Genomic DNA, 20,232 nt, shown 5'->3' on the forward strand with positions numbered 1-20,232 from the left:
AAAATTTTTATATAAATGACATTAACAGAATTATCCATAAAAAGACCTTCGTTCATCATAGTAATATTTGCAGTTATTACTCTGGTGGGAACCTTTTTATTTGCGCAGTTAAAGTACGAGCTTCTTCCTAAGATTTCTTCGCCGGTAGTTGTAGTATCTACTATATATCCGGGAGGTTCTCCTTTTGAAGTTGAAACCTCGGTAACAAAGGTTATCGAAGATGCCGTATCGGGCATAGATAAAATAAATAAAGTAACAGCTTCCTCATTGGAAGGAGCATCATTTGTAACGGTTGAGTTTATTCAATCGGCATCAATTGATATTGCATTGCAGGACGTTCAGAGAAAAGTGAACGAAGTTGCATCAAGGCTTCCCGATGATGCAAAGACTCCTACACTCTCGAAGATCGCGCTGGATGAAATTCCCGTGCTTCGTATGGGTGTAACGAGTAACATGCCATCAAGAGAGTTTTATCAACTGATGAAAGACCAGGTACAGACAAGATTTGCAAAGCTTCCGGGCGTAGGACAAATACAGCTTGTTGGCGGTGATGAAAGAGAAATTAAAGTAAATTTAGATTTAGATAAGATACAGTCATTCGGACTATCGGTCCAGAGGATTGTCGGAACAATAAAAGGCGCAAACGTTGACTTCCCTACCGGTAACTTAAAGGGAAGCGAGAGGCAATATGTAGTAAGGGTTGCAGGTAAAGTGCAGTCAATGGAAGAGATGAGAAACTTAATTGTCGGACAATCAAAAATGGGCGGCGATGTAAAGCTTGGAGATATTGCGGAAGTTGAGGACGGTCAGGCAGATTATACAAAAATCAGCAGACTTAACGGAGTAACATCTATCGGTGTGCTTGTATCGAAACAAACAGATGCTAACTCAGTTGATGTAAGCGCATTGGTTAGAGCCGAAATTCCTAAGATTGAGAAAGATTATGCTAAGGATAATGTAAAGTTTGATATTGCGCAGGACGGTTCTACATTTACACTCGATGCAGCGAATGCTGTTAAGAAGGACTTAGCGCTTGCAGTTATTCTTGTAGCGCTTGTTATGTTGATCTTCCTGCACAGTATAAGAAACTCGATTATCGTTATGATTGCGATTCCATGCTCTATGCTTGCGACATTTATTTTTATGTACATGTTCGGCTTATCGCTAAATCTTATGACACTGCTTGCGTTATCGCTTGTTGTGGGTATTCTTGTGGATGACTCGATTGTAGTTCTTGAGAATATTTATCACCATCTTGAAAAAGGCGAGCCGAAAAGAGAGGCAGCGTTAAAGGGACGGAATGAAATCGGATTTGCGGCGCTATCCATTACACTTGTGGACGTTGTGGTGTTCGTTCCACTTACTTTAGTAGGCGGACTTATCGGAAACATCTTAAAAGAGTTTGCGCTTGTAGTAGTAGCATCTACTTTAATGAGTTTGTTCGTATCGTTCACAGTTACTCCGATGCTTGCATCAAGATTCTCGAAGCTTCAGGACCTGAAGAAAAAAGGAATTATGAATGCGTTCTCAAGAGGCTTTGAAGCATTATTTAACAAAGTGAAACATCACTATGAAGGGCTGCTGAAATTCTCACTGAGACATCAATGGCTTACAATTATTGTTACAGGATTATTATTCCTTTCTTCATTCTCATTGATAATATTCGGATTCATCGGCGGTGAGTTTATTACACAATCTGACAGAGGTGAGTTCACAGTTACACTTGAATTAGATCCGGGCTCGACATTAGAAAATACAAACTATGTAACAAGAAAGGTTGAGAATATAATCGGACAGATGCCTGAAGTAAGAAAAATGTTTGTTAACGTCGGCGCATCGGCAGAAGGGTTGTTCTCACAGGCTTCAAATAACTCATCGGAAATTAACGTATCTCTTATTCCTAAAGAAGAGAGATTAATGTCAACAGATGAAGTAGGAAACCAGATAAAGAAAAAGCTTCAGGATATCCCCGGAGCAAAAATCAGAGTTAACCCCATCGGTATTTTCGGTGTTGCTAACCAGACACCTATTCAGGTTATTGTCAGCGGACCAAACATGGACGTAGTAAAAACATCGGCTGATACAGTATTTAATATTTTAAAAAGAATTCCCGGTACTGCTGACGTGAGGCTTTCCACTGAAGACGGTAAACCGGAAACAAGAGTTGAGATTGACAGAGATAAGCTTGCTTCGTTCGGACTTTCAATTGCGGAAGTCGGTACAGCATTAAGAATAGGACTTTCAGGCGATGATGATTCTAAATTCAGAGACAACAAAAATAATACAGAGTACACTATAAGAATTGCATTCGACCAGATAGACAGGTCACAGATGCACGACCTTTCTTCCATGGTATTTTTCAATTCTCAGGGAAGAGCGATACAGCTGAATCAGTTTGCAAAAATTTATCAGACAACAGGTCCGACTAAATTAACACGTAAAGACAGAAACCCGACTATCTATGTTTATGCACAGGTGAACGGAAGACCATCAGGTTCTATCGGCGCTGACTTCCAGACAGCTTTGAAGACAACTGCAAAGCTTCCGCCGGAAATTATAATCGGATACGACGGTGACTTAAGAAACCAGTCAGAAGGTTTCTCAAGCCTTGGATTTGCTCTCTTAGCAGCTATTATATTTATGTACTTAATCATGGTGGCATTGTATGACTCGTTCATTTATCCGTTCGTAGTTATGTTCTCACTGCCTGTTGCTATGATCGGCGCATTGCTTGCTCTTGCTATAACAATGAAGACACTGAATATATTTTCTATCTTAGGTTTGATTATGCTTATGGGTCTTGTAGCAAAGAATGCTATTCTTCTTGTGGATAGAGCTAACGATAGAAAGCTTCACGGAATGACTTCTATAGAAGCAATTATTGAAGCGGGTGATACAAGATTAAGACCGATTCTTATGACAACGATTTCGATGGTTATCGGTATGATGCCGATTGCGCTTTCACATGATTCCGGTTCCGAATGGAAATCAGGTCTTGCATGGGCAATTATCGGAGGTTTAACAAGCTCTATGTTCTTAACATTGGTTGTAGTGCCTGTGATATTCGTAAAAGTTGATAAATGGAAAGACTGGGTTACAAATTTCAGAGCAAGAAGAGCAGAAAAAAGAGCAGCAAAGATGGAAGCTAAAGCACTTATAACAAACTCATAACAATTTTAAATATTTATAGATATCTATCATGAATAAATTAAAAATATTTTTAGTAATGGTTTCGATGGCAGTAATGACTGCATCAGGTTTTTCTCAGACGAGAACTATTACTTTGCCTGAAGCGGTTACGCTTGCAAAGACAAATAATTCCGAGCTGACTATTGCAAAGCTTGATGAGATGAAAGCCAATGAATATGTATCGCAGGTGTACAGCGATAACTTAGTTCCGAACCTGACTTTAAATTCACGCTACACAAGAAATATAAAGAAGCAGGTTCTTAACTTTGCAGGACAATCGGTTTTTCTCGGAACGGATAATTCGCTTACGAACACATTTGATCTGAACGAACCTATTCCAATTTTAGGAACTCCGGTATTTTCAGGGATTCAGATTGCGAAGTATTACTCTGACCTTTCTGCAAAAAATACCAAAGCAAAGGAAATAAAAGTTACTTCGAATGTAAAAAAATCTTACTACGCAGTTCTGCTTTCCAAGCAGGTAATTGACGTGAATCAGGCGAGTCTTGAAAACGCGCAGTCTAACTTGACTGTGGTGGAATCACGTTACAGAAACGGAATTGCGACTGAGTTCGATTATTTAAGAGCAAGAGTAAGAGTGGATAACCTTATCCCTGCGCTTTCAAATTCACAAAGCAATTTATTGCTTAGCAAAAAGAATCTTAAGTATGCAATCGGCACAAAAACTGATGAAGATTACGATGCAGCAGGAAGTTTGACTTATGATTCACTTGAAGTTTTCGGCACAACTGATAACTTATTAAATACAATTGCTAAAGAAAATATTGTCATTAAGCAATTGAATGTAAACAGACTGATTAACGAAGAACTGGTTAAAGTTGATAAGGCAAATTATCTTCCTAAGCTTTACGGATTTGCGCAATGGGGCATTACATCCAATGAAGATGACGGCAGACCAATAGGACAGTACAGATTTTTTAATACTCTGAATTTAGGAATAGGTCTTTCATGGAGTCTTAACTTCTTCAAGAACGATTTCAAAGTTCATCAGAGTGAAATTGAAGTTAGAAAAACAGTTGAGCAAATTTCAGATACTCAGAGTAAATTAAAAATTCAGGCACAAAGCGTTTTATTAAGAATAGAAGATGCAAAAAAAAGAATCCGTTCGCAGTATGAAACAGTAAAACTTTCTGAAAGAGGCCTTGAACTTGCAAACGTAAGCTTTAAGAACGGAGTTTTGAATCAGATAGATGTCCTTGATGCTAACTTACAGGTAAGCCAGGCGAGACTTGCATACCTTCAGGCAATTTATGATTACCTGATTGCAAGAACTGACTTGGAAGAATTGATGAACAGTGAAAAATAAATAATACCGGGGTAAGTATAAAACCACCCCCTAACCCCCTCCTTGAAAAGGAGGGGGAATAAGTTTTCAAAATCCTATTTCAGCTAGACGAATTGAGAAGAGTATAATAAACGTTATTCTCCCCTTGAGGGGAGTCCGACCGGAGGTCGGGGAGGGGTGTTTGAATAAACACCCACCGTCTCGCTTTCAGCGAGCCACCTCCCTCAAGGGAGGAGCTTTAGTTTTTACACTGTCCCATTAATTGGGAATGAGTACAAAAAATATTTAGTAAAATTTACAAGAGGTGCCCTTCTGTTCTTTTACATGAGCAGGTTCCACTCAAGCAGACCAAGTTTAATCACATCGATTGGGATTACTAAAATCTGCGAAAGGAGAGATGAGTGGAATGCCGGTTCAACCGGAAAGCGGCACCTCTCTTTTTTACCTCTCCCAAAAACATAACATAATCTCGCAAATGACAAAACTCGCACTTATTACAGGCGGAAGCAGAGGGCTTGGAAAAAACATGGCTCTGCGTTTAGCCGAAAAAGGAAATGACGTAATCATAACTTATCTTACAAAACAGGATGAAGCGAATGAAGTTGTAAAAGAAATTGAATCAATGGGAAGAAAGGCTCATGCATTAAGATTTGATGCCGGAGATATAAAATCCATTGATAATTTTTTAACCGAAATAAAAACTGTTTTACGAACAAAATGGAACACCGATAAATTTGATTTCTTAATAAACAATGCCGGCATGGGGCAGACAATCCCCTTCCTTCATGTTACTGAAGATGACTTTGACAGATTTATGAACGTGCACTTCAAAGGTGTTTACTTCCTTACTCAAAAAAGTTTAGGTTTAATGAACGACGGCGGAAGAATTATAAATTTATCCAGCGGAACTACACGCTTTGCCAACCCCGGATACTCAATTTATGCATCTATGAAAGGGGCAATGGAAGTTTTGACCAGATACGTAGCAAAGGAAGTCGGAGCAAGAGGCATTACGGTAAATATAGTAGCTCCGGGGCCCGTGGAAACAGATTTTAACAGCGCAGCTATACGCAATAATCCTAATGTAAAGAATTTTCTGGGTACAGTAACTGCGCTTGGAAGAGTCGGAGAGGCGTCAGATATCGGCGGAGTTGTTGCGTTTTTATGCTCAGAGGACGCAGGCTGGATAAACGGGCAGAGAATCGAAGTTTCAGGCGGCATAAACCTTTAAATCTGAAATAAGTATTTGTACGTAATCTAATTAAAAATTAGAATAGGGAAAATTTTATAAATTATTTTTTTCAAATTAGTTTCTTATTTTGTACCTATGAATTTAATGAGATCAAAAGGGAAATTTGTTTCCAACAGGGATGAGACTGTAAGGTTGTTCAAGAATTCTTTTCTTGAATACTTCTCTCATATACACCCCATCACACCGGTTGTTGTTTACTTGCCGATAGCACTTGTATGCATTTATCTTTCTGTCACAACAATAAGTGTTTTCAATACTCTTTTACTTTTCGTAACGGGTGTACTTATATGGACGATATTCGAATATGCCTTTCACAGATGGGCATTTCATTATCATCCTAAATCCGATATGGGCAAAAGGATTCACTTTTTAGTTCATGGCATCCACCACGACTATCCGCGGGACAGGACAAGACTGGTAATGCCGCTGCTTGTCAGCGCACCTCTTGCATTGCTCTTTTTCTTTATTTATAAATGGACATTCGGCGCATTCAGTTATGCAGCATTTTCAGGATTTATCATAGGCTATATTGCATATGATTCTATTCACTACGCTACACATCACATGCCTATGAAAGGAAAGATAGGAAAATATTTGAAGGAGTACCACCTTAGACACCATTATAACGATGAGCATACAGCTTACGGAGTAAGTAATCCTCTCTGGGATTATATTTTTTCAACCGTACCGCCTCATGTAAAAGCTGAAGAAAGCAACGATACTAATTGATTTTATATTAAAATAATTTTAATTTGAAAAGGTTTTTAAACACAGTGTTTGAAAACCTTTTTTAGTTTATCCGGGGAATGAAAAATAACGAACACAATAATACCGAGCTGCACAAAGAAATTGACAAGCTGAATGAAGACGCTCTGAAAGCAGCAAACTTCGATGTACACCTTGCAAAAGAATTGCTTGATAAAGCAAATACCCTCTCCAAAGAAATCTCTTACAAAAAAGGTCTTGCCCGAAATCTTTATATCTACGGTTATTATTATTTAAGAACAAGCAAATATGATGAAGCAAAAAATGTTACTGACGAAGCATTATCAGTATATGAAAATATCGGAGATAAAAGCGGAGTAGGTCACTGCTATAATAATTACGGTGGTGTTTATCTTTATAAAAGTGATTTTAAAAAATCACTGGAGTTCTATCAGAAGGCTTTATCAGTATCGGAAGAATTAAAAGATAATCGCGCAGAATCTATTGCAGCAAATAATATTGGTAATATTTATCTGCAGCTTGGCGAGTCATACAAAGCTCTTGAGTACTATATAAAAAGCTTAAATATAAAAATTGAACTTAAAGATGAGAATGGAATTGGTAACACGCACAGCAATATAGGTACTGTTCATATACGTCTATCTAATTATAATATAGCCATTGAAAATTATAAAAAAGCGTTGGACTTATCAGAGAGAACAAAAGATAAATATGTTGAAGGAAACGTGCTGATGAACTTAGGTGTTGCCCATTCAAAAATGGATGAGCACGAAAAAGCGCTGGAATACTATAAAAGGTGCCTTAAGATACGTCAGGAAATGGAAGATAAACATGGAATGGCGCTTGTACTGAACAACATTGGAGTAAGTCTTTATGCAACAAAAGGACTTACGGAATCGATGAAGTATTTAAGAAAATGTTTAAAGATCCAGAAGGAGCTTGGGTATAACTTTGGAATTTCAGAGACGCTTTCTGAAATAGCTGAGTTTTGTTTCAAATCAGAAAAATATGATGATGCACTTGATTACCTGGACAAAAGTAAAAAGATAGCCGACGAATTTGATTTTAAAACGCAGCAGGAAATATGTTATTTATTTCTTTCCAAAGTATATTTCAAAACCGGGGAATTTGAAAAAGCTTATAATTTTTTGAGTGAACATCTGAAAATAAAAGAAGAGCTTTTAATTGATAACTCCGATGCCAGAATAAAAAATCTGCAGATTGTTTACGAGACAGAGAATGAAAGAACACTATCCGAATTCTACAGGCAGAAATCCATTGAGCTTACAAAACTTAATGACAGGCTTGAGGATATTAATAATCAGAAGAATGAATTTCTAGGGATTGCTTCACATGATTTACGAGACCCGATTTCTTCAATCCATGCTATTGCAGAAATACTACGGGAAGAAAATATAAAGCTGAATGAAAGTGAGATAGTAGAGTATTCAGACGGAATAATTAAGCTCTCTGAAAAACTTCTCGGACTTCTTAAAAATTTACTGAACGTAAACAGAATTGAATCTGGCAGCTATAATTACACTTTCAATACTGTTAATCTTAACATCATCGCAGAAGAAATTGTAAGGCAGTATAAAGGCAGCGCGGAAGAAAAAAATATTGAGGTACTTCTTGAGCGCTCTGCAAAGGCTGCAAATATTAAGGCTGATGAATATTCAATAGAGCAGATTTTGAGCAACTTAATTTCCAACGGCATAAAATTTACTTACCCGGGGAAGAAAGTATATGTGCGAATAACTGAGAACGACAAGAAAATAAAATTACAGATTGAAGATGAAGGCCAGGGAGTAAAGCCTACTGAACTAAATAAATTGTTTGAGAAATTTGCGAAGATAAGCTCTAAGCCGACCGGAGGAGAGCTTTCAACCGGTCTCGGACTTTCAATCGTAAAAAAACTTACCGAGATTATGAAGGGAACAATTGCAGTGGAATCGGAACCCGGCAAAGGAACTAAGTTCACACTGGAATTCAATAAAGCGTAAGTGTTATTAAAACTTTATAACGTCCTTATTTAATATTGCATCCAGATCTTTATAAGAAAGTTTAATTTCTATAACACCCATTGCATAAGGCGCTATTTCATACTGATTATATAAAAATTCTATTCCGTCTTTCTTAATTGCAAAATTATCATTGAAGGAAACCTTGTTTTCGAACAAACCTCCTTCTACTAAATTCTCATTCGGTTTCATTTCAAAATGTTTTCTTATTCTTTCCTCGATAAGTTTATTCAAAGTTTTTTCATATCCTTTGATAAAAATATCTTTCGTCTTCAGAATGTTTCCATTTCTCATATCAAAATTTGTATAAGCAACATTATAAGCGCCGTGCGCACCGCCTAAATAGCTTTCAGAAGTATTCTGTAAACATAGAATATCGGTTGTATTAGTAACAATACTTGTAGAGTCTTTTAGAGTCCATCCTCCCGGGAAATCAGGAACGTCTTTTCTGAAATCTTCATAATCTTTCATAAACTGGCTAATCAGTTTATCAAAATCAGCATAGTGAACATCATCAGTTGAGTAACAGCTCAAAGCCATATCTTTAACTAAAGCGTTAACTTTATCTTTGTATTTTCCGTCGGTCATTTCAGGATAATAAACCTGAATATATGTGCACCCTTCAGCCGTATCGATGCAATTCTTATAATTTTTGGTGAAAACTTTCTGTGTAAATTTCGGCAGGTCACTTCCGTTATTTCCTGCAGCTTCATTTGATGAGTTTTGTCCTGATTCAGATGTTTTTTTATCGGTAGAGGTTGTATTGTTTTTTACATCTTCCTGCTTTTTATCAGTAGTAGAAGGAGTGGTTTTAGTATCTGTGGTTTTTGATGACTCTCTTGTGCATGCCGCTAATGAAACCGAAAATAAAACAAGGGTAATATAGACTATTTTTTTCATGAGATAGGGTTATTAATAAAAAATAAAAATCTTATTAATAAAAATAATTTACAAGTTTCAAAGTAACCCCTTACCAATACGAAATTGTTTGTTTGTGATAAAAAAAATGCCAATGAATTCGCCTTCATTGGCATTTTAATAAATAAGATAATTATAAAAAAGAATCAGAAGCCCATTCCGTCATTTGATGGCGGTGCGCTGTCATTCTTTCTTCTTTTTTGATTTTTATCTTCCTTGCCGAACTTATATGTTAATGTTAAAAATGCTGCTCTTGTATCTCTCTTCCTGAAAAAGTTTTCAGTGAAATTAGGGTCATCAAGAAGCACTTTGAATTTTAAATTGTTGAATACATCCTGCACTCTGAAACTTACGCTTAAATGGTTATCCAAAAAATCTTTTTTAAGTGAAACATCCATTGATGTAAAAGGTTCAACGCTTCCCTGAGTAGTAATTTGTTTTCCTGAATAGAAATATGAAATTTGTACATCCAGTATATTCGGCAGTCTCATAAATGATGTTGCTCTGCCGCTCCATGAATACGTTGAGTTCTGCGCAGCTGTATTCGGAATGCTTGATGTAACTTCATTCTTGAAATAGCTAACGCTTCCGTTAATATTCCAGAACTGGAATAGTGTTGTATTCAATACAAACTCTGCACCGTATGATTTGCTTCTATCAAGGTTATCAACGGTAGTTAAAGTTCTGTTGCTGTCAATAAGTGTTCTTGTTCTTGTAATTTTATCATATGTATCTCTGTAGAATAAAGTCGGAGTTACGGTTGTCTGTGAAAAATATTTTATAAAAGAGAGTTCGTATGAATTTGTATATTCAGGTTTCACTGAAGGATTTCCCGAGAAATAATTCAGCGGGTCAGTTGCATTTATAAAAGGATTCAAGTCCCAGGTGCCCGGTCTGTAAATTCTTCTGCTGTAGCTTGCAGAAAGCTCTTCAGTCGTACCAAGTTTTTGTGTAATGCTTGCACTCGGGAATAAATCGAAATAATTTGTTTTGAAAGTCGTATTGTTTGTAACAAGATTGCCGTCAGTATTTGTCTGCTCCCCTCTTAATCCAAGAATAAAGCTTGTATTGTTTATCTTGGAAGAAAATGTCAGGTAACCTGAAACAATGTTATCAGAATATTTAAATCTGTTAGTCAGGTTTGGATTATCCTGAAATGTATTAGTTGTATAATTATAGTCCTCGCTTCTGAAATCTTTATCGGTATTTCTGTAAACTTCTTTAGAACCCAATTCTAATTTTGTATTTTCCGAGAAGGGATGAGTATAGTCTACCTGCCAGTTAAATTCATCGTTAACTTCATTATTATACTGGTTGCGTTTTGTCTGTGGAATACCCGAGTTTATATAATAATTGTTAATATTGTTATCGGTAAAATTATCTGTCCATCTCAAAAATGAAATATCGCTGGATAAATTCTGCTTGGGATTTTTAAATTTTAACGAATAGTTGCCTGATAAATTGTAGCTGTAACCATCACCCTTTTCAAAAAGTGAAGTGACATAGTTTCCTGTCTGAACATTCTGTGAACTTGTTTGAATTACTGTCCCCGTTTCGGAACGCTGTCTTCTTCTGTCGTTATAATTTCCTGAAAGACTTAAAGAATTTCTGTCGTCGATTGTATAATCAAAGCCGCCTTTTCCGAAGTGTGAGTAATTTCTGAAGTTACCGTCTGTTGCCTGATTTGTAAACTCATAAGCAGGATTCAGAAAATTATCTCTTAAGCTGCTGCCTTCTATAAAAAAATTATTCAGCCTGTAATCATAACTTCCGAAAAGATTTAATCCTTTATTCTTTACATTAAGATTAAATGAGCCGTTATATTTATCTTTCGTTCCTGCATTTAAAGTCGCGCTGCCGTTGTATCCGAATCCTTCATTTTTCTTCAATACAATATTAATTATACCTGATGCGCCTTCTGCGTCAAACTTTGCACCGGGATTTGTAATAAGTTCAACAGAAGAAATCTGGTTAGCAGGGATTTGCTCAAGCATTGTATTCTGGTTTGAACCGTTCATTCCAAACGGCTTGCCATCTATAATAATTTTTACATTCGAATTTCCTCTCAGCGTCACATTTCCGTCAACATCAACTGAAACAGATGGAATATTTTTCAACACGTCAACTGCAGAACCGCCCGTGACATTCATATTCTTTTCAACATTGAAAACTCTTCTATCCGGTTTAAGCTCGATATCACTTTTTTCTGATTCAACCACAATTTCTTCTGTTGTAGTCGTGCCAGATTTTAATTTCAAATCCAAAGTCTGGCTTGTATTGCTGCCATCGATTGTAATACCGCGCGCATACGATTTTGAATAGCCTGTAAGCTCAACTAATACCGAGTATTTGCCGTAAGGAACGTTAGCAATTGTAAATTCGCCGTTAGCATCGGTTTCAGTGCCTTTCACTAAAGAAGAATCCTTGCTGTTCAGCAATTTTACAGTCGCTGACTGTATAGCATTATTATTATCTTTATCGGTCACTTTTCCCGAAATCTTTCCATTATCGCTTTGCGCCTGTGAGGGTGTGTAAACTGCAAAAAACAAAGAGAGAATTACCAGTAATTGAAGAATTTTTCTCATTGAAGGATTTTATAAAATCTTTTAAAGTTTAATTTTGGTTTGTGTACGTTATTAAATGTAAAAAGTTGTGAAAAAATTGAGAGAAGGATTGAGGGGCTTGAGGAATTAGACTGGTATTTTTACAAAAGGTTGCAGGGGAATTAATTATCAAAAAAAAGAAAGGAATCAAACGGATTTTCCATACCTCTTTGAAGTAATATTTTGGCATCTTTCATACTCATATTTGAGTAGGAACAGCCGTTGCAAATTTCAATCTTAATATTTTCATCGAAAATCGACTTCATTTGAATATTTGAATCTTCTTTCCACTTATAAATACTTTTTCTATCAAGATATTCTAAAGTTACAGCAGCATATAACCTTGTTACAGGATTAGGTGAGAAAAGAAGTTTCTCAATAGTATCATACTCTTTATAGTGATTTAAATTTGCCATAACATATAATCCATATGGGGCTTCACCATCGATACTGCAAGCTATTCCATATACAAGGTGGTTAACGGAATTATTAATATAGTCTGTCTGAAAAATTAGCTCTTTCTTTTTTGTTTTCACTTTAAAATTAATCTTAGGAAAATATGAACTCAAAAAATTTTGTATCCTAGGAACGGTTTTAAATATGCTAATTTGAGAATAATCTCCCCAGACTTCTAAATTTAATGTTTTTGCAAAAGCAATCAATTCGGAAGTATCAATTTCAGATTCGTAGGAATATAAAGTGAATTTGACTTCAACTACTTGAGGTTCTACCCTGAATGAAGAATAGCTTACAATAAGACGTGAGTCCAAGTGATGTGATCTATATGCTAAATAGTTGCCTAAATCAAAATTTGAGATGAACCAAGGTGAAGATTCCTCGCGATAACCTGAATGAAGTTTGTGTGAATTTACTATCGAGTCGAGTTTAACTCCTGTTTCAATGCTATCAGAATTAAGCATATCATTTACATCGGAAATTAGGTTCTGAATTTGCTCTAAATTCAAATCATTCCTAGCAAAATTTTTACTCAATGGTAAAATTATAAAAAATAATATTAATAACAATTTCCTCATTATCCTAATGTAAAAATACTTTCCAAATAAAAAAAGCTATTATAAATATTTTAAAAAATGTTTTTATTTTATCTTTATTTTAGCAATTCCTGTTAATATATTTGTAAAATTTAATAATCTAAATTACTAAATCAAATATTTTAAATGCCTAAGATAATCCTTGAGTTAAATTACAGTATTTATCCTGAGAAAAGAGATGAATATCTTGAGATAGCAAAAAAAATGACGGAGATAATACAATCTACCTCCACAAAAAATTATTCAATTTACGAAAACAAAAAAGGCTCAAACAATTTCAGCGAGATTTACCTTTGTGAATCTGAAATTGAGTTTGAAGCAATAGACGATAACGAAAACGATGAAGTAACAGCTTTGACAGATAAACTCTTCCAAAGCTTTATCGTGGATAAAAAAGTGACTTACTCTACAAAATACGAATTATAATCCGCCTTTTGTAAAGAATTGTTATAAATTTAAAAATGATATAATTTTCAAGGAGTATCTCATATGGGATGCTCCTTTTTTATTTAATGGCAAGCATAAACGAAAACAGAAATAATTTTTTTCATCTACCCGAGGGGTTTAATTTCAAGACGAGCAAAACTGCAAAGCTCATCATTGGGATTATTACTATTATCATTATCTCCCTCATGCTGCCAAGCTATAAAAATATTGATACTGAATACGAAGTCGGAACTATCTGGTCTAAAGAAGATCTTATTGCGCCGTTCTCCTTCCCTATTTACAAAGATGAAGCCGATTACGAAAAAGAAAAACAGGAAGCACGGCAGAGTGTTAATCCCGTCTTCGATGAACAGAATAAAAACAATACAACTGCAGACAGCTTATCAATTTTCTTCAGAAGTCTTTCAAACATATTCCGTGATGCAAGTGAGCTTGAAAAAAATAATCAGGGCGGACTGAAATCTTCGCGACTAGAAAAGCCGCTGGCAGAAATAAGCGCCGTCTTATCTCCCGAAGATGTTACATGGCTCTATCTTCTCTACAAAAAAGAAAATTCAAATACGACTATTACATTCGATGCATTCCGAAATGCAGTAGAAAACGCCGCTCAGGAAAATTATTACAACAATGTAATTAATATCAGTAAGGATTCGCTACGTTCATCAAGGTTATCAGTAAAAAAAGAAAATGTCAAAGTTCAGCTTTCAGAGGATAAATCTAACGTCATCGATAAAAAAGAACTGATGAACATGATGTCGGAGAGATTAAGAAATTCTGTAAAAGACTCTGCATATACTGTCATTGCAAAAAAAATACTCTCTGCCTTTGTAAGGGAAAATTTGATTTACAATAAAGAGCTGACCGATTTAGAGATTCAGAACAAGATTGAAAAAATTCCGAACACAATCGGTATCGTAAAAGGAAACGAAAGAATAGTAAGCAAGCACGACCCGATAAATAAAAACACAAAGTTAAAGCTGGACTCGTATAAGAAAGTCCGCGTTGAAAAGCTGGGTGTCGAAGATTATTTCGTTCAGTACATAGGTAAAGTTCTCACTGTACTTATTCTTGCGTTACTAACTGCATTCTTTCTTTATTATATACGAAAGAATATTTACGATAATAACAATATGCTTATTTTGTTATCGTCGCTTATTATTCTGGTTTGTTTCCTTGCATTCATAAGTTTAAAAATTACTGTAAACGCTCCGGTTGAATATCTCATCTTCGTATCTGTTGCATCTATTCTTCTTACAATTTTATTTGATTCAAGATTGTCATTCTATATGACAATTATTAACTGCTTCCTTGTTGCATCAATCCGCGGCGGTGATTACACAATTGCATTCGTTTCGTTCTGCGGATGCGTTCTTGCAATTTTCAGCGTACAGAATATAAAGAACAGGTCGCAGATTTTCCGCTCCGTTTACTTTATGCTGATAGGATATTCCATTTCCATTCTCGCAGTGGGACTTGATAAGACAGAAGACACATCAAAAATTTTACTTCAGCTTTTATTCGGCGGAATAAATTCAATGCTATCCCCTATTATTGCATACGGACTTTTGATTTTCTATGAGCGTACTTTTAAAATTACAACTGACTTAACATTACTTGAATTATCCGATTTCAATCATCCCTTATTAAAAGAGTTATCGTCTAAAGCTCCCGGAACGTTCCATCACAGTATTGTTATGGGAAATTTATCTGAAGCTGCTGCTGAGGCAATCGGAGCAAACTCAACCCTTGCAAGAGTAGGATGTTATTATCACGATATCGGCAAAACATTAAAGCCACAGTATTTTATAGAGAACCAGCTTGACCATAATAAGCACGAGAATTTAAATCCGAATATAAGCACTAAGCTTATTATCTCTCACGTAAAGGATGGCATTGAGCTTGCGAAAAAATATAATCTCCCTCAGGAGATAGTTGATTTTATTCCAATGCATCACGGCACAACATTAGTTTCATATTTTTTTCATAAGGCAAAGTTTAATGCAAAGTCAGAGGAAATTTCAGATTATATATACCGATACCCCGGACCAAAGCCGCAGACGAAGGAAACGGGAATTGTAATGCTTGCAGATGCAATTGAAGCGAGTACACGAGCAATTGAAGAACCGACTCCCCAGAAAATTGAGAATAGAATTGACGATGTGATAAAAGCAAGATTCATGGAAGGCGAGCTTGATGAATGTGAACTCACTTTCAAAGACTTAACAAAAATAAAGCAGGCATTCATTAAAATATTAGTGGGTATTCATCATCACAGAATAAAATATCCCGAGCAGAAGAAATTAGAGTTTAAATCAAAAGTTTATTAATAGTATAACACTAAATGACGCAGGACTTTGAACTTTCACGCAAGCTGTTTGTAAATTATCTTAAGCACGAAAAATCTTTATCCGAAAATACAATTAAGTCATACAAATTAGACTTAGAAAAATTATTTGATTATTTAATAAATGTAAAGCTCATAGAAGAAGTAAAAAAAACCCGTGAGGATGATTTAATTGATTTCTTCAAGTTTGCAAATTCTTCCAAAGAAGATTCAGAGGAGAAATTTGCAATCCGTACAATGAGCAGATATCTTTCTACGTTTCGTTCGTTCTTTAAATTTCTAGAAGCGGAAAAAAATATTGATTCAAATCCTGTTGAGAATATAGACTCTCCCAAGATTGCAAGAATAATTCCTGAATATCTTTCAATTGAAGAGGTTGATAAAATTTTAAGTAAGCCTGATTTATCGAATAAACTCGGGCTGCGTGATAAAGCGCTGCTTGAAACTATGTACGGCTCAGGTTTGCGTGTAAGTGAGGCGATAAATTTAACTGTTTCAAATGTTTTTTTTAAAGACGAATTTATACGGGTTTTCGGAAAAGGAAATAAAGAAAGAATTATTCCGATAGGACAGACGGGATTAAAATTTATCGATAAGTACATAAACGAAAGCAGAGCATCACTGAGAAATTCACATTCAGAAAATTTTTTATTCCTGAACTTCAGAGGAAAGAAGCTTTCACGCATGGGAATTTATGATATTGTAAAAAGATACTCACGCGAAGCAGAAATTGAGAAAGATGTTCATCCGCATACATTAAGGCATTCGTTTGCAACACACCTTTTACAGGGAGGCGCAGATATAAGAATTATTCAGGAGATGCTGGGGCACGCCGATATTGCAACAACACAAATATACACACATACTAACAGAGATTATTTAATTGAAGTGCATAAAACTTTTCATCCGAGAGGATAACCTTAGGATAGAAAAATATAACTAATATTGAAAGCAGTAGAGTTTAATAATATTACAAAAAGTTTCGGGCAGCTTACCGTTAACGATAGAATTACATTTTCGGTGGAAGAGAACACTGTGCATTGCCTCCTTGGTGAGAACGGCGCAGGAAAATCCACATTGATGAAAATTTTATTCGGGAGCTATAAGCAGGATGAGGGCACTATTAAGATCAGAGGGAAGGAAGTTAATTTCAAATCCCCTCTTGATGCAATTGATGAAAAAATCGGAATGCTGTATCAGCATTTCATGCTGATAGATGATTTTACCATATGGGAGAATGTTGTCATAGGAAATGAATTAAGTTCGGCAGGAAAACTTGATTATAAAAAAATCAAAGCGCGCCTTAATGAAATTATAGATAATTACAATCTTGGATTAGATATAAATAAAAAGATCTGTGATATAAGCATAAGTGAAGAGCAGAAAGTTGAGCTTTTGAAATTACTTTACAGAAACTCAGAGATTTTAATATTTGATGAACCCACAGCAGTGCTTTCACCTGTAGAGGTGAAAGAGTTTTTTAAAATTGTTGAGAAGTTTAAGGCTGACGGAAAGACAATTATTTTCATCACTCACAAGCTCAACGAAGTTAAAGAGCTAGCTGATAAAGTTTCAGTTTTGAGAAGAGGTCAGTTAGTTTACGAAACAGACAAAGATAATATCGATGTGCAAAAATTAGGAAATGAAATTATAGGGAACATTGAAATAACGGAATCAGCTCCTAAGTTATTCACCAACGAAAAGAACAAGAAAAATTATATCGAGTTGAAAGATGTGTCTTTGATAAAAGACAATGTGACGGTGCTGGATGATGTTTCTATATCTGTGAAGCGATATGAGATTCATGGAATATGCGGAGTTGAAGGCAACGGTCAGCAGGAATTGGTAGATGTCATTATGCAGTTTGAAAAAGATTTTGACGGCGTCGTAATTATGAAAGACGAAAAAGTTTCTATTGTACCTGATGACAGATATAAGAGAGGAATGATAAAAGAATTTACCATTGGAGAAAATCTTATTTTAAAGAAGAAAAAGAACGGGCTAATTACAAAAAATACAGTTGACTCTGCATCACAGTATATAATGAAAAAGTATGATGTACGCGCACCTTCACCTGAAACCCCGCTTGGTTCTTTATCCGGCGGCAATCAGCAGAAGGCAATCATTGCACGGGAAATTGAAGTGCAGCAAGGCACAATGATATTTTATCATCCCACAAGAGGGGTTGATATCAATGCAACTGCTTTTATTCACTCGGAAATAATTAATTTAAGAAACTCAGGTAAGGCAATATTGCTCATTTCATCAGATCTGGATGAGCTCTTAAAGTTATCCGACAGGTTAAGTGTAATGCATAAAGGAAAATTTATTAAGACTTTCAGTGAAACCGAATTAATAACTGATAACAGAAATAATCTGCTGGAAGAAATCGGACAATTAATGATAGGATACACGCATGCTAAGTAAATTTTCAATTTCTGCCAGGGCAAATATTATTTCCATCTCTTTATCACTTCTTGCAACATTTCTGATAACGGTAATTTTGATTTTACTCATAGGTAAAAATCCCCTGCCTGTATTTGGTACAATGTTCTCCGAAGTTTTTTTCAGCGGGTATGGTATAGGTCAGACACTTTTTAAAGCGACGCCGTTAATAATCTGCGGATGCGGACTTGCATTCTGTTTTCACGCAGCAATTTTTAATATCGGCGCAGAAGGCCAGTTAAACGCAGGTGCCTTTACAATGGCGCTTATTGCATTAAAGCTGGATTGGCTTCCATGGTATCTAACTATTATAGTTTGCATCATTGTTTCATTCGGAGTAAGCGCTTTCTTCGGATTAATTCCTGCAATTATAAAAATCAAAAAAAGTGTTAGTGAAGTTATAACTACTATAATGATGAACTTCATTATAATGGCTCTGATAAATTATTTCCTCGTTGATTTTTTTGCAGCAAAGTCATCTATGCATACTGAGAAAATTTCAGATAACTTAATGCTCATGAAATTTTCTTCAATGTTTTCATTCTTCCAGGGTTCATCTCTGAATATCTGTTTCTTAATCGCGCTTGCGCTTGCATTCATTTCATATATTATAATTTATAAAACAAAATTCGGCTACGAAATAAGAGCTGTGGGTTTTAATCCTTCAGCATCTAAATACATCGGTACATCTTCCGATAGAATAATCATTCTCACTTTCATAATAGGCGCAGGGATAACAAGTTTAACAGGATTAAATTTCGTGATGGGATATAAGGGATTTTATGAATATGGATTTTCAAACAACGTTGGCTTTACTGCAATTGCCGTAGCGCTGCTTGCAAGAAATAATCCCATTGGAATTATTTTCTCTTCAATTTTATTTGGAGTGCTGGATTTCGGCGGTCTTGCTGTGAACGATATGGTGCCTAAGGAAATTGTTTTAGTTGTGCAAGGAGTGATAATTCTTACAATACTTTCAATCAATACTATTGTAGATAAAAAATATAATTTAAAGAGGTAGTGGAGCTTATAAAATCAATATTAACGGTTGCGTTTCTTACTCAGGTATTCAGATTAATGACACCATATTATCTTGGGGCATCTGCAGCAAATTTTTCCGAGCGTGGCGGCGTAATAAATATTGCTATCGAAGGTTTTATGACTCTCTCCGCATTCTCATTTGCAATGTTCAGCATCATTACTAACAACACAACTCTTTCTATTTTTTTAGCAATAATAATTAATCTGGCATTCGCGCTACTATATTCACTCTTCACAGTGAAATTAAAAATAAATCAGATTGTAACAGGTGTCGGATTTAATATTCTCATTGCAGGACTCACGAAATTTTTAATGATGATTATTTTCCACAGCTCAAGCAATACGGACAGATTCGAAGGAATTCAGGACAATGCTTTCATAGGGCAGATACCCGTTATTGGCGCTATTCTTTCGGACTACATAGTTTTATTTGCAATTATTTTAATATTCATTTCAAGCTTTGTCTTATTCAAAACTACTTTCGGATTAAGATTAAGAAGCGTGGGTGAAAATCCCGAAGCAGCTGAATCCCTCGGGATAAAAGTAAGACACTACAAAGTTTACGGAATTTTAATCAGCGGATTTCTTGCATCGCTTGCGGGCATCTGGCTAGCTTCGGAGCAGAAATCTTTTAGCGACGGAATGATAGCAGGGCGTGGTTACATTGCCCTTGCCGCAATGATTATAGGTAAATGGAAACCCGTAAATATATTCTTCGCTTCGTTAATATTTGCTTTCTTTGAAGCTTTGCAAATCTCAATTCAGATATCGGGAACTCCGATACCTTCTCAGATAATTCAGATGCTTCCTTACTTAATTACTATTTTAGTATTGATAGGATTAATAGGAAAAACAAAACCGCCTGCAGCTGACGGCGTGCCGTATTAG

Annotated in this window: 14 protein-coding genes; 11 read left to right on the forward strand and 3 right to left on the reverse strand. The window is 35.7% G+C overall.

The window, feature by feature from the left end; all coding sequences use genetic code 11:
• Window positions 1–15 precede the first annotated feature (15 nt).
• The 5 genes from JST55_10260 (at window position 16) to JST55_10280 (ending at window position 8,476) form a co-directional block, all read left to right on the forward strand.
• Entirely contained in the window at window positions 16–3,171 is a 3,156-nt protein-coding gene (locus JST55_10260; protein MBS1493887.1) for an efflux RND transporter permease subunit, read from the forward strand.
• 28 nt (window positions 3,172–3,199) lie between these two features.
• Window positions 3,200–4,516: a TolC family protein gene (locus JST55_10265; GenBank protein ID MBS1493888.1), complete on the forward strand. Its 1,317-nt coding sequence runs from the start codon at window positions 3,200–3,202 to the stop codon at window positions 4,514–4,516.
• 454 nt (window positions 4,517–4,970) lie between these two features.
• Entirely contained in the window at window positions 4,971–5,726 is a 756-nt protein-coding gene (locus JST55_10270) for an SDR family oxidoreductase (GenBank protein ID MBS1493889.1), read from the forward strand.
• Between the two features lie 105 nt (window positions 5,727–5,831).
• The gene (locus JST55_10275; protein MBS1493890.1) at window positions 5,832–6,476 is read left to right on the forward strand and encodes a sterol desaturase family protein; all 645 of its coding nucleotides are present in this window, start codon (window positions 5,832–5,834) and stop codon (window positions 6,474–6,476) included.
• 77 nt (window positions 6,477–6,553) lie between these two features.
• Window positions 6,554–8,476, forward strand: a complete 1,923-nt coding sequence (locus tag JST55_10280; GenBank protein ID MBS1493891.1) for a tetratricopeptide repeat-containing sensor histidine kinase — start codon at window positions 6,554–6,556, stop codon at window positions 8,474–8,476.
• A 6-nt stretch (window positions 8,477–8,482) separates the two neighbouring features.
• On the opposite strand, the gene JST55_10285 is transcribed toward JST55_10280, so the two are convergent.
• From JST55_10285 to JST55_10295, 3 genes are all read right to left on the reverse strand, one after another.
• Window positions 8,483–9,394 carry a DUF3298 domain-containing protein gene (locus JST55_10285; GenBank protein ID MBS1493892.1) on the reverse strand — a complete coding sequence of 304 codons (912 nt, stop codon included), beginning with the start codon at window positions 9,392–9,394 and terminating at the stop codon, window positions 8,483–8,485.
• A 164-nt stretch (window positions 9,395–9,558) separates the two neighbouring features.
• Window positions 9,559–11,997: a TonB-dependent receptor gene (locus JST55_10290; protein MBS1493893.1), complete on the reverse strand. Its 2,439-nt coding sequence runs from the start codon at window positions 11,995–11,997 to the stop codon at window positions 9,559–9,561.
• 140 nt (window positions 11,998–12,137) lie between these two features.
• Complete coding sequence (locus JST55_10295) at window positions 12,138–12,980, reverse strand: hypothetical protein (GenBank protein ID MBS1493894.1); 843 nt, start codon at window positions 12,978–12,980, stop codon at window positions 12,138–12,140.
• A 213-nt stretch (window positions 12,981–13,193) separates the two neighbouring features.
• On the opposite strand from JST55_10295, the gene JST55_10300 reads away from it, so the two are divergent.
• From JST55_10300 to JST55_10325, 6 genes are all read left to right on the forward strand, one after another.
• Entirely contained in the window at window positions 13,194–13,493 is a 300-nt protein-coding gene (locus JST55_10300; GenBank protein MBS1493895.1) for a hypothetical protein, read from the forward strand.
• Window positions 13,494–13,579: 86 nt separating this feature from the next.
• Window positions 13,580–15,841: an HDIG domain-containing protein gene (locus JST55_10305; protein MBS1493896.1), complete on the forward strand. Its 2,262-nt coding sequence runs from the start codon at window positions 13,580–13,582 to the stop codon at window positions 15,839–15,841.
• Window positions 15,842–15,855: 14 nt separating this feature from the next.
• Window positions 15,856–16,776 (forward strand): site-specific tyrosine recombinase XerD, encoded by a 921-nt coding sequence (xerD, locus tag JST55_10310; protein MBS1493897.1) that lies wholly within the window; start codon window positions 15,856–15,858, stop codon window positions 16,774–16,776.
• 27 nt (window positions 16,777–16,803) lie between these two features.
• The gene (locus tag JST55_10315; protein ID MBS1493898.1) at window positions 16,804–18,285 is read left to right on the forward strand and encodes an ABC transporter ATP-binding protein; all 1,482 of its coding nucleotides are present in this window, start codon (window positions 16,804–16,806) and stop codon (window positions 18,283–18,285) included.
• Window positions 18,275–19,324, forward strand: a complete 1,050-nt coding sequence (locus JST55_10320; GenBank protein ID MBS1493899.1) for an ABC transporter permease — start codon at window positions 18,275–18,277, stop codon at window positions 19,322–19,324. Before JST55_10315 ends, JST55_10320 begins: the two co-directional genes overlap by 11 nt.
• 56 nt (window positions 19,325–19,380) lie before the next feature.
• A complete protein-coding gene (locus tag JST55_10325; protein ID MBS1493900.1) occupies window positions 19,381–20,232 on the forward strand; it encodes an ABC transporter permease in 852 nt (283 codons plus the stop codon).

It is taken from the genome of Bacteroidota bacterium, assembly GCA_018266835.1.
Classification (GTDB): domain Bacteria; phylum Bacteroidota; class Ignavibacteria; order Tepidaquicellales; family Tepidaquicellaceae; genus JAFDZO01.

Coding starts and splice junctions, on each gene's coding strand:
- JST55_10260 (MBS1493887.1), top strand. CDS start 16: ATGACATTAACAGAATTATCCATAAAAAGACCTTCGTTCATCATAGTA.
- JST55_10265 (MBS1493888.1), top strand. CDS start 3,200: ATGAATAAATTAAAAATATTTTTAGTAATGGTTTCGATGGCAGTAATG.
- JST55_10270 (MBS1493889.1), top strand. CDS start 4,971: ATGACAAAACTCGCACTTATTACAGGCGGAAGCAGAGGGCTTGGAAAA.
- JST55_10275 (MBS1493890.1), top strand. CDS start 5,832: ATGAGATCAAAAGGGAAATTTGTTTCCAACAGGGATGAGACTGTAAGG.
- JST55_10280 (MBS1493891.1), top strand. CDS start 6,554: ATGAAAAATAACGAACACAATAATACCGAGCTGCACAAAGAAATTGAC.
- JST55_10285 (MBS1493892.1), bottom strand. CDS start 9,394: ATGAAAAAAATAGTCTATATTACCCTTGTTTTATTTTCGGTTTCATTA.
- JST55_10290 (MBS1493893.1), bottom strand. CDS start 11,997: ATGAGAAAAATTCTTCAATTACTGGTAATTCTCTCTTTGTTTTTTGCA.
- JST55_10300 (MBS1493895.1), top strand. CDS start 13,194: ATGCCTAAGATAATCCTTGAGTTAAATTACAGTATTTATCCTGAGAAA.
- JST55_10305 (MBS1493896.1), top strand. CDS start 13,580: ATGGCAAGCATAAACGAAAACAGAAATAATTTTTTTCATCTACCCGAG.
- xerD (MBS1493897.1), top strand. CDS start 15,856: ATGACGCAGGACTTTGAACTTTCACGCAAGCTGTTTGTAAATTATCTT.
- JST55_10320 (MBS1493899.1), top strand. CDS start 18,275: ATGCTAAGTAAATTTTCAATTTCTGCCAGGGCAAATATTATTTCCATC.
- JST55_10325 (MBS1493900.1), top strand. CDS start 19,381: ATGACACCATATTATCTTGGGGCATCTGCAGCAAATTTTTCCGAGCGT.